Here is a 13,238-nt window from a genome sequence, read left to right as displayed (position 1 = left end):
TTTGCTTGATTGGGGGCGCTTCGCGCCCCAACGCGGGGCAAGCCCGCTCGCCACAATAAGCCCACAAGCGCAGATTCCCTGTGGCGAGCAGGCTTGTCCTGCGTTGGGCTGCGCAGCAGCCCCAAAACCAGACGCTGAGCCATATCAGGTACACCGCGTTTTGCTTGATTGGGGGCGCTTCGCACCCCAACGCGGGGCTTGCCCGCTCGCCACAATAAGCCCACAAGCGCAGATTCCCTGTGGCGAGCAGGCTTGTCCTGCGTTGGGCTGCGCAGCAGCCCCAAAACCAGACGCTGAGCCGTATCAGGTACACCGCGTTTTGCTCGATGGGGGGCGCTTCGCACCCCAACGCGGGGCAAGCCCGCTCGCCACAGAGGCTCCAGTTTGCTGCGCGACAGCGCTAAGTCGAAGACTTGGCGGAGCCTCCCACATTTGATCGTGTTTACACGCCCCTATTCCGGTCGGCTCTCAGGCCGCCGCGCTTTTGCTTTTGATCTGGAGCGCCCCGTCAAACACGCTGGCCAAGGGGCTCCCGTCAGTAACCCAGCGACAGCCCGGTATTGCGGCGCGGGTCATTGGCGCCATAGAAGCGGTTTTTCCCCACCGGCTTGCCATCCAGTGACGGCGCGCCCACCAGGATCGCGGCGAGGTGGTTGGCGTCCTGCGGGCCGGCAAACGTATGACCCCAGCTTTCAAGGATCTTGCGCGTGTCCGGGCTGACCGCGAAAGTCTCGAGGTTGGTGGCCGGCGGCATCCACTGCTGGTGGAAACGCGGCGCGTCCACGGCTTCCTGAATGTTCATCCTGTAGTCGATCACATTCAGGATCGTCAGCAAGGTCGCCGTGATAATGCGGCTGCCACCCGGCGTACCCACCACCATCACCGCCTTGCCATCTTTGGTCACGATGGTCGGGCTCATCGACGACAGCGGCGCCTTGCCAGGTGCAATGGCATTCGCTTCACCCTGCACCAGGCCGTACATGTTCGGTACACCCACCTTGACGGTGAAGTCGTCCATTTCATCGTTGAGAATCACCCCGGTAGTGCTGGCCATCACGCCGGCCCCGAACCAGTCGTTGAGGGTGTAGGTAACGGACACCGCATTGCCCCACTGATCAACGATGGAATAGTGGGTGGTGTTATTGCCTTCGTGGGGCGACACGCCTGGTTTGATCGCCTGGGAGTCTGCGGCCTTTTGCGGCTCGATGGCGGCACGCAGCTTGGCGGCGTAGTCCTTGTCCAGCAGGTGGGCGATAGGGTTTTTGACGAAATCCGGATCGCCCAGGTAGCTGTTGCGGTCCACGTACGCGTGGCGCATCGCTTCGATCTGGTAGTGCAGGCCCTGGGCCGAGTGATAGCCCAGCTCGGCCATCGGATAGCCTTCGAGGATGTTCATGATCTGGCAGATCACCACGCCACCCGAGCTTGGCGGCGGCGCCGAGACCACATGGTAGCCGCGGTAATCGCACTCGATGGGCGCCAGTTCGCGGGTTTTGTAATTGTCCAGATCGGCCTGGGTGATGATGCCCTTGCCGGCCTGGCTGGACGCCACCAGAGCCTTGGCCACCCAGCCCTTGTAGAAACCGTCGCTGCCCTTGGCGGAAATCTCCTTGAGGGTCCTGGCCAGGTCCTTCTGTACCAGCTTCTGCCCGACCTGCAGCGGTTGACCGTTGTGCAGGAAGATGCCGCGCAGGTCCTTGTCCTTTTCGAACTCGCCGGTGGCGGTGTGCAGCAGGTCGATATCACCCTGCTCCAGGGCAAAGCCGTTTTCCGCCAGGTTTATCGCCGGGGCGATCACCTGGGCGCGCTTGAGGGTGCCGTACTTGCTCAACGCCAGTTCCATGCCGGACACGGTGCCGGGCACGCCCACAGCCAGATGGCCTTTGGCGCTGAGGCCGTCAATGACGTTGCCGTCCTTGTCGAGGTACATGTTGGCGGTGGCCGCCAGCGGTGCTTTTTCGCGAAAATCGAGGAAGGTCCTGCGGCCGTCGGCCAGTTGCACGGTCATGAAGCCGCCGCCGCCGAGGTTGCCTGCGGCCGGGTACACCACCGCCAGCGCATAACCGACGGCCACGGCCGCGTCCACCGCGTTGCCGCCGGCCTTGAGTACATCCACGCCCACGTGTGTGGCCAGATGCTGGGCCGTGACCACCATGCCGTTTTCACCGCCGACCGGGGCCTGGGAGGCGGCCTGCACCGCGCTGACGGTGAAGACGAGGGCGGTAGCGATCAAGGTGCGGCTGAAGGGTTGGTAATTCATCCATGGATACTCGGCTGATTGAGATGCACCAAATTAGCCCTTCCCGGCGCCGATCCCCAGCGCGGTGGCGTTTTTAGTACAGAACCTGTCGGGGATAGAACCTGCGTGCTCGCGCCTGCGCTAGAATCGCCGCCATTGTTTGTCCGCCCCCCTGATACGAGCCCGCCCATGAGCTTTGATTTCGATACGATCCACTCCCGCCTCGGCACCGGCAGCACCAAGTGGAACCGCTACCCGCACGACGTTTTGCCGATGTGGATCGCCGACATGGACATCGCCGCACCACCGGCCGTGCTGCAAGCCCTGCACGCGCGGCTCGACCAGCAGGTGCTCGGCTACAGCGTGGCCGGCCCGGACGTGCGCGAGGCGATCATCGCCGACCTGTGGGTCAAGTACGCCTGGCGCGTCCAGCCTGAAGAGCTGCTGTTTTTGCCCGGCGTCGAGCCCGGCTTCAATATGGCGCTGCACGGCTTTGTGCAACCGGGCCAGCCGGTGGTGCTGCAAACCCCCAATTATCGGCCGATCCGCCTGGCGCCCGGCCACTGGAACCTGCCGCGCATCGAAGTGCCGTTCGTGCTGGTCGACGGCGAATACGTCACGCCCATGCCCGCCATGCGCGAGGCGCTGAAGGGTGCCGGCGCCCTGCTGCTGAGCAACCCGCACAACCCGATCGGCAAGGTGTTCCCCCGCGAAGAACTGCTGGCACTGGCCAACGCCTGCCTGGAAAACGGCGCGTTGATCATCTCCGATGAAATCCACGCCGAGCTGTGCTTCGACGGCCGCCGCCACATTCCCACCGCCAGCCTCAGCCCCGAGATTGCCCAGCGCACCATTACCCTGATGTCGGCCAGCAAGGCCTACAACGTGGCCGGTTTGAAGACCTGTTTCGCCGTGGTGCAGAACGCCCAGGTACGTGAACACTTCAACAACGCCCGTTGCGGCATGGTCGACAGCGTCAGCCCCCTGGGCCTGGAAGCCACCCGCGCCGCCTACAGCCAATGCGGCGAGTGGCTGGACGCACTCAAGCAGTACCTGCAAGCCAACCGCGACTACCTGCTGGACGCGGTGAACACGCGCTTGCCCGGCGTCAGGATGCACGCGCCACAAGGCACTTACCTGGCCTGGCTGGATTGCAGCGCCCTCGGCCTGGAAGACCCGCAGCGGTTCTTTCTGGAACAGGCCAGGGTAGGCTTGAGCGCCGGTATTGAGTTCGGCGATGACAGCCAGCAGTTCGTGCGGCTGAACTTCGGCTGCCCACGGTCGATGCTCGAGGAAGGCCTGCAGCGTATGGAACGGGCCTTGCGCTAAAACCCGTGAACCTCTGTGAGCTCCTGTTGCGGTGAGCGCCTGCATCAATGGGTGCAGGCCCTCACAATTTGGCGATGGACACTTCCGTCGATTTCACGAATGCAATCACTTCGCTGCCCACCTTCAATTCCAGGTCACGCACCGAACGGGTGGTGATCACTGACGTGACGATGCCGGACGCGGTCTGCACGTCGATTTCAGACACCACTTCGCCCAGCAGAATCTCTTTGATAACGCCCTTGAACTGGTTGCGCACGTTGATCGCTTTAATGGTCATGTCGGCTTTCCTGTTGGCTGTTGGGTCAATCCGCACGAATGCGCAGGCCCTCAAAATGCGCTATCAACCAATAAATCAAAAGGAATATATAACTCTTTATTTATTCGATATGGATATATAAGAACTGTTCGCCTGCCAACACCTGATCAACAAACTGCCTTGTTGTGCCCGCCGAGGCAGGAACTGGCGGTGCAGTTGCCACACCCCAGGGACCGCCGTGACCCGCTGCTGGCCCGGCTCAAGGCGCAGGCCCTGACCGAGTTGCAGCAGGCCCATGTGATCTAGACGGCGGTCAATGTCACCCAGAACCGCGTGCGTGCCTGCACCTCGAACCCCAGGGTTTGCGCCAGCAGGTTGAGGATACGGTCGGTATCTTCCAGGCGAAAACTGCCGGTGACCCGCAAGGCTTCCAGGCGCGGGTCCCAGCGCAGCACGCCTGGGCGGTAACGCTCAAGCTCACGCAGGAAGTCGCCCAAGGGCTGGTTCTGCGCGGTCAGCACACCGTCGCGCCAGTCCGGCTGCGTCACATCGAACGGGGCCGTGCGCCCCACGCCAACCGCACTCCACAGGGCCTGCTCACCCTTGTGCAACGTCGTCATCTGGCCCGTCAGGTCACGCACCTGCACCGCGCCCTGCAGCACCGACACCCGGCAACCACTCGCCAGTTGCCGCACACACACTTCGGCCTGGCTGACCCTCAACTGCCCGTAGCGCGTCTGCACCTGCAGGGCTGACGGCCCCGGCACCTTCAACGCCAGCTCGCCCTCGACGAGGGTGAGATGCCGCCGCGCCAGGTCCACATCCACCGCCGTGGCGGTATTGAGTTGCAGGCTGGCGCCCTCGGCCAGGGGCAGGCGCCTGCGTTCGCCGGTGGCGGTATGCAGGTCGGCGCGCCAGGCCTCGATGGGCAACTGTCGGCTGATCAGCCAGGCGGTCGGCACCAGCACCGCCACCCCCAGGGCGCGCTTGAGCACGGCGCGCCGACCTGGCTGCGCACGGTCGAGGCTGGCCAGCGCCAGCGCCTGCGGCAACTCGCTGAAACGCTGACGCAGGGACTGCGCTTTCTGCCAGGTCTGTTCATGTTGCGGATGGCTGTCGCGCCATTGCTGCAAGGCGGCATGATCACCCTCGGTGGCCGCGCCCGACTCCACCAACGCCAACCAGTGCGCCGCTGCCCGCGCGACCTCGCGACTCATTCGTCCACCAGCAGGCAATGCTCATAGGCCTGGGCCATGTAGCGCTTCACCGTGCGCTCAGACACCTGCAGCCGCTCGGCGATCTCGCGATAGCCCAGGCCCTCGAGCTGGCTCCACAGGAAGGCACGACGCACCGGCGCAGGCAGCCCGTCGAGCAGTTCGTCCAGGGCCTGCAGGGTTTCCAGCAGCAGCCAGCGCTGTTCGGGCGACGGTACGCAGGCTGGCGGCAAACTGGCCAGAGTATTCAGATACGCCTGTTCCAGGCTGCGCCGCTGATGAAAGTTGACCAGCAGCCGCTTGCCGACCGTCACCAGGTACGCGCGCGGCTCCTGCATCTGCGCAATCGGCTGCGCGCTGGCCAATACCCGCAGGAACGTATCCTGGCTCAGGTCCGCAGCATCCCAGGCATTGCCCAGGCGCCGCCGCAGCCAGCCTTCCAGCCAACTGCGATGATCACGATACAGGCTCGACAAGGTTGGTTCGGGGGCGTGCGTGGGGACAACGGCATCATTCATGGCAAACCACCTGCACGGCGCGATTGAGTCTCAAATGAGATTCATTCTATTTAATATCGTGCTGGCACACCACGATCTTTTAAACAGGTTGTTTAGAAATCGGCCTGGAAAAGTTGTCTTTACTATTTGTCTTGTTGTGGATATTTTATCCAAAAGCTCGATAACCACCTTGATCGGCGAGGCCCCATGAAGACTGTCCACACCCGAGACGCCGCTGCGCCCGCAGGTCATTATGCTCAGGCAGTGGGCCACAACGGCACGCTGTATATCTCCGGACAATTGCCGGTCAGCCCGGACGGCGGCCATAACTTCTCGGCGTCATTTGCCGAACAGGCGCAGATAGCGCTGGGCAATCTGCTGGCCATCTTGCACGCCAGCGGCGGCACCCCGGCGGATTTGCTCAAGGTCACGGTGTATGTCACTGGCATCGCGCATTGGCCGGAGTTCGACCGCCTCTACGCCGCCGCGCTGGGCGAGCATCGCCCTGCCCGCGCGGTGGTGCCGGTGCCGGAGTTGCACCATGGTTATCTGATCGAAATCGAAGCGGTGGCGCGCTATTTGGCGTAGGTGTAGACCGCCGCGCGCGACACGCCCAGGTGTGACGCGACCGTCTCCATGGCCCGGCGCACGTCCATGCAGCCCGAGTCCTTGAGCTCCTGCATCAGCACGCGGCGATCAGCAGCCTTGAGCGCGCGGGGGGTGGTGGCCAGGCGGGCGGCGAATTGATCGATGCGCGCACGGATGACATCTGCGCCGGAGGGGTCGAGGGATTCGCCCGGTGTGTCATCGCCGACGCTGCTGAACTGTTCGAGCATGCCCTGCAAGCCGCGGAACAGCGACAGGTCGACATTCATGCACAAGGCGGCGACGTACTGGCCGCTGGTGTCCTTGATGCCGATCGAGGTGCTTTTGACCTGACGCCCGTCGCGAAACTGGTTCTGGTAGTTGGCAATGACTTGCGGGTAATCGGGGTCGGCAATCCGCGCCAGCCCAAGCTCGGTGGCCGGGTCATCGGGCTGGCGCCCGGAGAGGTTGTTATGGATGGCCAGGATCGCGTGCTGTGGGTCGCGCAAGTCGTGCAGCACCACTTCGCAGAAGGGGCTGAAGGTCTTGCTCAAGCCTTCGGCAATCTGTTCGAGCTGGCTGATCAGGTGAGTGTGTTCGATAGAGAGGTTTTTCATGCAAGACAACATATCCAGTCCTGGACAGGCCGTCAATTTGGCCGCCGTCCCCTTTTGTGGAGCTGCAACCATGGACACCCCTGCCGCACTGCTCGACACGGTCAAACTGCAGCGCAATATCCAGCGCATGCAGCAGCGCGCCGACAGCCTGGGCGTGCACCTGCGCCCCCATGTCAAAACCCATAAATGCGCGCAAGTCGTGGCCGCGCAGCTGGCCGCCGGCGCTCGCGGCATCACCGTGTCGACGCTCAAGGAAGCCGAGTACTTTTTCGCGCTGGGCATCGAGGACATTCTCTACGCCGTGTGCATTGCCCCGCACAAACTGCCCCAGGCGCTGGCATTGTGGCGCCGTGGTTGCGCGCTGACGCTGATCACCGACAGCCTTGCCGGCGCCAGCGCCATCGTCGATTTCGGCAAAGAACACGGCGCGACCTTCGCGGTCATGATCGAGATCGACTGCGACGGCCACCGCTCCGGGGTCAAGCCGCAGGCCCCGCTCTTGCTGGAGATTGCCGCCGTGCTCGGCGACAGGCTCGCCGGGGTCATCACCCATGCCGGGGAAAGCTACGGCCTGGACACGCCCGACGCCTTGCAGGCCATCGCCGAACAGGAACGCGCCCGCTGCGTTGAGGCCGCCGAGCGCATTCGCGCCAGCGGTCAGCCCTGCCCCCAGGTCAGCGTCGGCTCCACGCCCACTGCGCTGTCGGCGGCGCACCTGGACGGCGTCACCGAACTGCGCGCCGGCGTGTACGCGTTTTTCGACCTGGTAATGCACAACATCGGCGTATGCCGCCTCGACGAACTGGCCTTGAGCGTGCTCACCACGGTCATCGGCCATCAGCCGGAAAAGGGCTGGATCATCACCGATGGCGGCTGGATGGCCATGAGCCGCGACCGTGGCACTCAATCCCAACAGCAGGATTTCGGCTATGGCCAGGTCTGTGATGAGCACGGCGAGCCCATCACCGGATTACTGCTGGGCAGCGCCAACCAGGAACATGGCGTAGCGCACTTCGCGCACCACGACCTCGACGTGGTCACCCGCTTTCCACTCGGCACACGCCTGCGCATCCTGCCCAACCACGCCTGCGCGACAGGCGCCCAGTTCGGCAGCTACAGCGCACTGCTGGAAAACGGCCAACGCCAGGACTGGCCCCGCCTGCGAGGCTGGTAGAACGACAATCCCATCAATCTGACTCGATGTTTGTGGAAGCTGGCTTGCCTTAATGCCAGTCAGTTAAGCCCGCTCCCACATTTGATCCAATCCCACTACCCCAAAAACAACCGAACCTTGTGCTCCAACTGATCCAAATGCCGGTCCCGCTGCTTCTCCGCATCCACCATCGCCCGCTTGCCATGCTTCTGAAGCAGATACGCATGAATCTGCCGCACCTCCAGCGAGCCATAGATGGACGCCACATCCAGCACCCCCATCAACCCATCCGTGCGGTAATCGCGGGTATTCATCACCACCTGCGTTCCGCGCCCGCCCAGCACCTGAAACCCCATGGCGGCAAACACCGCAACCTTCTCAACCGCACACCCCAGTTCCACGTGCGGATAACGCGCCAGCACCTCACCCATCATCGCGCGCGCCACGCCCTGGCGTCGGCAGCCGGCCTGCACGGCCATAAAGGCCACGCCGCAGGCCTCGGGGTCATTCTTCACCGGCAGGTACAGCAGAAAGCCGATGACCTTTTCCGGCTCGCTATCGTCGGTGGCCACGATCAACTCGACCGCAATGCCCTTCTCCCCCGACAAGGCCTCAAGGTACAGGTGCACCTCAAAACCGATGGCGTACTGATAGAGGTTGTAGAGCAGATTGCTCGGCGGCAACGCAACGCTGCTGATGTCGGTGAGGTTGTCCACCACCATCTGCAGAATCTGGCTGTTGACCGGCTCGGGGCACGGCGTGGTGTAGCGGGTAAGGCTGAACATGCACATTCCTGGGGCTTCGCTTCAAGACTGGCGCGATTGTACCCGTAGCCGCCCGGTCAGTGCCCGCACGCCGTGCGCAAACAACCGCTGACGCAAAAAAACAAAAAAGGCGTTGCACCAGACCGGGTTACATCGCGCATCATGGGCACTTTCAAGTTCAAGGGTTAACGTCCATGCGCGTTCTGTCATTGATGATGGGTCTCACGACGCTGGCCGCCAGTACGGTGTTCTGCGCCAGCGCGATGGCGAATGAAGAAAGTCAGCTGGTGCAACAGATCAACGAGTACCGCAGCCAGGTGCAGCGCTGCGGCGACCAGGGTTCCCAGGAACTGCCGCCGCTGGCCAGCGATACGCGGCTGGTGCTGCCGGCCAACAATGTCGGCGATCTGCAGCAGGCCCTGGCCCGCGCGGCCTACCCGATGGTGAATGTGCAGGCCATCAGCCTGTCCGGCCCCAGGGATGCCCAGGCGGCGATGAAGGCGGTGCGTGAGAGTTTCTGCCGGGTGGTGCTGGACCCGCAATTTGTCGATATTGGCGTGAGCAACAGTGGCCAGGACTGGCGCATCGTGCTCGCCCGTCCGCTGCTCACCAGCGGCCTGGGCGACTGGCAGACCGAAGGCCGGCAAGTGCTCAACCTGATCAACGCCGCGCGCGAACAGTCGCGCCAGTGCGGCACCCAGGCATTTGCCGCCACCACGCCACTGTCGTGGAACGACACCCTGGCCAGCGCCGCCAACAGCCATACACGCAACATGGCCAACGGCAACTTCTTCGATCACCTGGACCACGACGGGCGCACGCCTGGCGACCGCGCCGAACTGGCCGGGTATATCGCAAAAAACATCGGCGAAAACATCGCCGCTGGCCTGGATACGCCGCGCAAGGTGGTCGACGGCTGGCTCGCCAGCCCCGGCCATTGCGCCAACCTGATGAACCCGCAATTTCGCGAACTGGGCGCCGCTTATGCGATGGACCCGAAAAGCGACGCGGGCATTTACTGGACCGCCGTATTTGCCGCCCAGTGACCCTTGGGCGGCGGCCCAAAAAACCTGATGTTTCTCTATCCGATTGGATAGAGCATCAAAGTGCCACCTAGTAGACAATTGCGCTGAACTGGCGACGATCGTTCAGGTCTGTAACTGGCGACCTGACATTTCAGGCAATACTCGAACCGTGGCAGATAAGGTGTTGACCCGATGATGAATTGGCTTCAGGGCAGCAGCGGCATGGCTGAGCGGGTACGCCAGCATGACTGGGCCAGTACGCCGTTGGGGCCGCCTGATCAATGGCCGGACGTGCTCAAGACCACCGTCGCGCTGTGCTTTGCCTCCAGCTTTCCCCAGGCGATTATCTGGGGCCCCCGGCTGATCACGCTCTACAACGATGCGTTTGCGCCTATTCTCGGCAACAAGCCCGAGGCCCTGGGCCGGCCATTCAACGAGATCTGGCATGAAGTCTGGGACGATATCAGCCCCATCGTCGCCGACGCGTTCGAGGGGCATGCCACCTATATCGAAAACTTTCCCCTGGTGATTGAACGTGAAGCCATGCCGGAGCAGGCGTACTTCACGTTCTGCTACAGCCCGATCCGCGACCCCCAGGGCCGCGTGGTCGGCATGCTCGACACCGTGACTGAAACCACCCCCACGGTATTCCTCGCCCGCCGTCTGACGGTGCTCGAAGCCATCGGCCGCAGCGTCACCAGCGCAACCGATGCCCAGACGATCATGACGTCCACTACGCAGCTGCTGGCCGAACACCTGCAGGTGTCCATCTGCGCCTATGCCGACATGGATGCGGACGAAGACGGCTTCACCCTCCGTGGCGAATGGTCGGCGCAGGGTATGCCAAGTATCCTCGGCCGCTACCGCCTGGCTGACTTCGGTGAACGGGCCGTTACCTGCCTGCGCGCCGGCCAGCCGCTGGTGATCCGCAACAACCTGGAAGAACTGCCGCCCCACGAGTCCGTCAACTTCCAGGCCTTGGGCGTGACCGCCACCATCTGCATGCCGCTGATCAAGGATGGCCGACTCACTGCGTTGATGGCCGTACACGACAGGCAGGCGCGCTTCTGGTCGACCTATGACCTGGCCCTGCTGGTCGAAGTCACCGAACGCTCATGGGCCCATATCGAGCGCGTGCGCGCCGACGTCGCCGTGCGTGAAGGCCTGGCTGCCTACACCGAGCTGAACGCGACGCTGGAGCAGCGCGTGGAAGAACGCACCCTGGCGCTGGCCCAGGCCGAAGCCGCGCTGCGCCAATCGCAAAAGCTGGAGGCCATCGGCCAGTTGACCGGCGGCGTGGCCCACGACTTCAACAACCTGCTGACAATCATCCGCTCATCGGTGGATTTTCTGCGCCAGCCCGGCCTGTCGCAAGAGCGTCGCCAGCGCTACATGGGTGCGGTATCCGACACCGTGGAACGCGCCAGCAAGCTGACCAGCCAGTTACTCGCCTTTGCCCGGCGCCAACCGCTCAACCCGGAAGTCTTCGACGTGAGCCAGCGGGTGCGCAGCATCGGCGAGATGCTCGAAAGCGTCACCGGCGCACGCATTCATGTGCGCGTCGAGCTGCCTGACCAGCCCTGCTACGCGCGCATCGACCCCAGCCAGTTCGAAACGGCGCTGATCAACATCGCCCTCAACGCCCGCGATGCCATGGACGGCCAGGGCACGCTGAGCCTCAAGGTCGCCTGCGATCAGCCTCTGCCGCGCATCCGTGGGGAGGCCTCATCGAGCCAGCCGCACATCAGCCTGTCCCTGGCCGACACCGGCGCGGGTATTGCCGACGACAACTGCGAGCGCATCTTCGAGCCCTTCTTCACCACCAAGGCGGTGGGCAAAGGCACTGGCCTGGGGCTGTCGCAAGTGTTCGGCTTTGCCAAGCAGTCGGGCGGCAATATCGATGTGGCCAGCACGCCGGGCCAAGGCACGGTGTTTACCCTGTACCTGCCGCAGGTGGAAGGCGAAGCGCGAGCGCAGCCGCCTGCCGAAGAACAGCCGCTCACGCTGATTCAGAACAACGCCCTGCGCCATGTGCTGATCGTGGAGGACAACCTGGAGGTGGGCCGCTTCGCCAACCAGATCCTCCAGGACCTGGGCTATCAAACCACCTGGGCCACCGACGCTGAACAGGCACTGGCGCTGGTGGGCGCCGACGCCATGGTGTTCGACGCGATCTTCTCGGACGTGGTGATGCCGGGCATCACCGGCGTGGCCATGGCGAAGATGCTGCGCCAGCAGCGACCGGAGTTGCCGGTGGTACTCACCTCGGGTTACAGCGACGAGCTGGCGGACAGCGGCTACGAAGGCTTCGAATTCCTGCCCAAGCCCTACTCCGCCGACCAGGTCGCGCGGGTATTGGCCAGGGCCTTGGCCCAGGAATGAGCTATTCCGCCACGGCCACCTGATTGCGGCCCATGGCCTTGGCGCGGTACAGCGCCTTGTCGGCGGTGTTCATCAAACCGTGCAGGTCGAGGTCCTGGGCCTGGGTCGAGGCCAGGCCCAGGCTGGCGGTAAGGCCATGCACCGGCTCGGACGCCAGTCCCGCAACCGCCTTCACCAGTTGTTCGGCGATGGCCCGAGCGGTTTCCAGTGACGTGTTGGGCAACAGCACCGCAAATTCCTCGCCGCCCAGGCGGCCATACACATCGGCCTGGCGAAACGAAGTGCTGATCACCCCGCCGATCTGGCGCAACACCTGGTCGCCGGCCTGATGGCCGTAGGTGTCATTGATCGCTTTGAAGTGGTCCATGTCCATCATCAGTGCACACAACGGCTGCTGCTGATGACGGCATTGCGCGTACAGCACATGGGCATGTTCAAAAAACGCGCGGCGATTCATCAGGCCGGTGAGTTCGTCGGTCTGTGCGGCGCGCGTGGAGATGCTGTGGGCCCGCTCCATCTGGCGGGTCAGGCGGAAGGCTTTTTCCAGCGCATCGGACAACTTGCGCGTGGCGCTGACTACAAAGGAGGAGAACACCAGTACGGCGATGCCCACGCCCACCTGCATGGGCGACGGCTGCAGCAGCAGCCACAGTGTGCAAGGCAGCAACACCAGGCCGATGGACACCAGCGTCATGGAGCGGTACACCGAGTAACAGGACACTGCGCTTACCGACATGCCCACGGTAAAGAGCATGATCAGCACTTGTGACAGACGGTCGTCGGTGGGCATCAGCGCAAAGGCACCAGCGCCCCATACGGCGGCCGAGAGAATGAGGGTGATCCAGTAACGGTGCTCCCAGCGTTGCGGGGTGCGCTCGCTGTTGGGGCAACGGAACCAGTCGGTGAACATCTTGACCCGCAGCAGCGACGTCAGCGCCAGCGCCACCAGCCATATGAGCATGACGCGATGATCAAAACGGTCCCAACACAGCCAGCAGAGCATGACGGCAGCCATGTAGCTGCCGAAAATCGCGGAAAAGGATTGGCGAAAAAGCTGATGCAAACGGTCGGTTCGCACCTGCTCTTCGATAAAACCATCCTGGTCCTGCCCACGCCCTAGGCCATTCATGAAAGCTGCCCGCTCCGCCTGCCATGACAAAGGCGCCATTGTGGCACC

12 protein-coding genes and 1 pseudogene are annotated in these 13,238 nt (G+C 63.4%); 6 read left to right on the top strand and 7 right to left on the bottom strand.

The window, feature by feature from the left end; all coding sequences use genetic code 11:
* Positions 1-535 precede the first annotated feature (535 nt).
* Positions 536-2,260 (bottom strand): gamma-glutamyltransferase, encoded by a 1,725-nt coding sequence (ggt, locus tag ACXX81_RS08680; protein WP_458571515.1) that lies wholly within the window; start codon positions 2,258-2,260, stop codon positions 536-538.
* Positions 2,261-2,428: 168 nt separating this feature from the next.
* Here ggt and ACXX81_RS08675 point away from each other — a divergent pair, with 168 nt between their 5' ends.
* Positions 2,429-3,568 carry a MalY/PatB family protein gene (locus ACXX81_RS08675; RefSeq protein ID WP_458571514.1) on the top strand — a complete coding sequence of 380 codons (1,140 nt, stop codon included), beginning with the start codon at positions 2,429-2,431 and terminating at the stop codon, positions 3,566-3,568.
* Between the two features lie 61 nt (positions 3,569-3,629).
* On the opposite strand, the gene ACXX81_RS08670 is transcribed toward ACXX81_RS08675, so the two are convergent.
* Complete coding sequence (locus tag ACXX81_RS08670) at positions 3,630-3,845, bottom strand: TOBE domain-containing protein (protein ID WP_003173733.1); 216 nt, start codon at positions 3,843-3,845, stop codon at positions 3,630-3,632.
* Positions 3,846-4,019: 174 nt separating this feature from the next.
* On the opposite strand from ACXX81_RS08670, the pseudogene ACXX81_RS08665 reads away from it, so the two are divergent.
* A pseudogene (locus ACXX81_RS08665) lies at positions 4,020-4,130 on the top strand (ABC transporter ATP-binding protein); the annotation flags it as partial.
* Here the strand turns inward: ACXX81_RS08665 and ACXX81_RS08660 are convergent.
* Positions 4,127-5,041, bottom strand: coding sequence for a FecR domain-containing protein (locus ACXX81_RS08660; protein ID WP_458571513.1), 915 nt, complete (start codon positions 5,039-5,041; stop codon positions 4,127-4,129). The pseudogene ACXX81_RS08665 and the gene ACXX81_RS08660 sit on opposite strands and share 4 nt — an antisense overlap.
* Complete coding sequence (locus ACXX81_RS08655) at positions 5,038-5,556, bottom strand: sigma-70 family RNA polymerase sigma factor (protein ID WP_458571512.1); 519 nt, start codon at positions 5,554-5,556, stop codon at positions 5,038-5,040. Before ACXX81_RS08655 ends, ACXX81_RS08660 begins: the two co-directional genes overlap by 4 nt.
* A 186-nt stretch (positions 5,557-5,742) precedes the next feature.
* Here ACXX81_RS08655 and ACXX81_RS08650 point away from each other — a divergent pair, with 186 nt between their 5' ends.
* A complete protein-coding gene (locus ACXX81_RS08650) occupies positions 5,743-6,123 on the top strand; it encodes a RidA family protein (RefSeq protein WP_209982509.1) in 381 nt (126 codons plus the stop codon).
* On the opposite strand, the gene ACXX81_RS08645 is transcribed toward ACXX81_RS08650, so the two are convergent.
* The gene (locus ACXX81_RS08645; RefSeq protein ID WP_231423376.1) at positions 6,111-6,737 is read right to left on the bottom strand and encodes a helix-turn-helix transcriptional regulator; all 627 of its coding nucleotides are present in this window, start codon (positions 6,735-6,737) and stop codon (positions 6,111-6,113) included. The two genes, ACXX81_RS08650 and ACXX81_RS08645, sit on opposite strands and share 13 nt — an antisense overlap.
* 70 nt (positions 6,738-6,807) lie before the next feature.
* Here ACXX81_RS08645 and ACXX81_RS08640 point away from each other — a divergent pair, with 70 nt between their 5' ends.
* Entirely contained in the window at positions 6,808-7,911 is a 1,104-nt protein-coding gene (locus tag ACXX81_RS08640) for an alanine racemase (protein ID WP_458571511.1), read from the top strand.
* A gap of 95 nt (positions 7,912-8,006) precedes the next feature.
* Here ACXX81_RS08640 and ACXX81_RS08635 read toward each other — a convergent pair whose 3' ends face one another.
* On the bottom strand, positions 8,007-8,675 hold the full coding sequence (locus ACXX81_RS08635; protein WP_322213854.1) for a GNAT family N-acetyltransferase: 669 nt from the start codon (positions 8,673-8,675) through the stop codon (positions 8,007-8,009).
* 173 nt (positions 8,676-8,848) lie between these two features.
* Here ACXX81_RS08635 and ACXX81_RS08630 point away from each other — a divergent pair, with 173 nt between their 5' ends.
* Both ACXX81_RS08630 and ACXX81_RS08625 read left to right on the top strand, forming a co-directional pair.
* Positions 8,849-9,700 carry a CAP domain-containing protein gene (locus ACXX81_RS08630; RefSeq protein ID WP_231423373.1) on the top strand — a complete coding sequence of 284 codons (852 nt, stop codon included), beginning with the start codon at positions 8,849-8,851 and terminating at the stop codon, positions 9,698-9,700.
* Between the two features lie 171 nt (positions 9,701-9,871).
* Positions 9,872-12,061, top strand: coding sequence for an ATP-binding protein (locus ACXX81_RS08625; RefSeq protein WP_458571510.1), 2,190 nt, complete (start codon positions 9,872-9,874; stop codon positions 12,059-12,061).
* Between the two features lies 1 nt (position 12,062).
* Here the strand turns inward: ACXX81_RS08625 and ACXX81_RS08620 are convergent, their stop codons facing one another.
* A complete protein-coding gene (locus tag ACXX81_RS08620; RefSeq protein ID WP_458571509.1) occupies positions 12,063-13,229 on the bottom strand; it encodes a GGDEF domain-containing protein in 1,167 nt (388 codons plus the stop codon).
* Positions 13,230-13,238 lie beyond the last annotated feature (9 nt).

Source organism: Pseudomonas sp. GNP013, from assembly GCF_054343995.1.
Note: the sequence above shows the minus strand (reverse complement) of the source record. Positions and strands in the feature narration are given on the sequence as shown.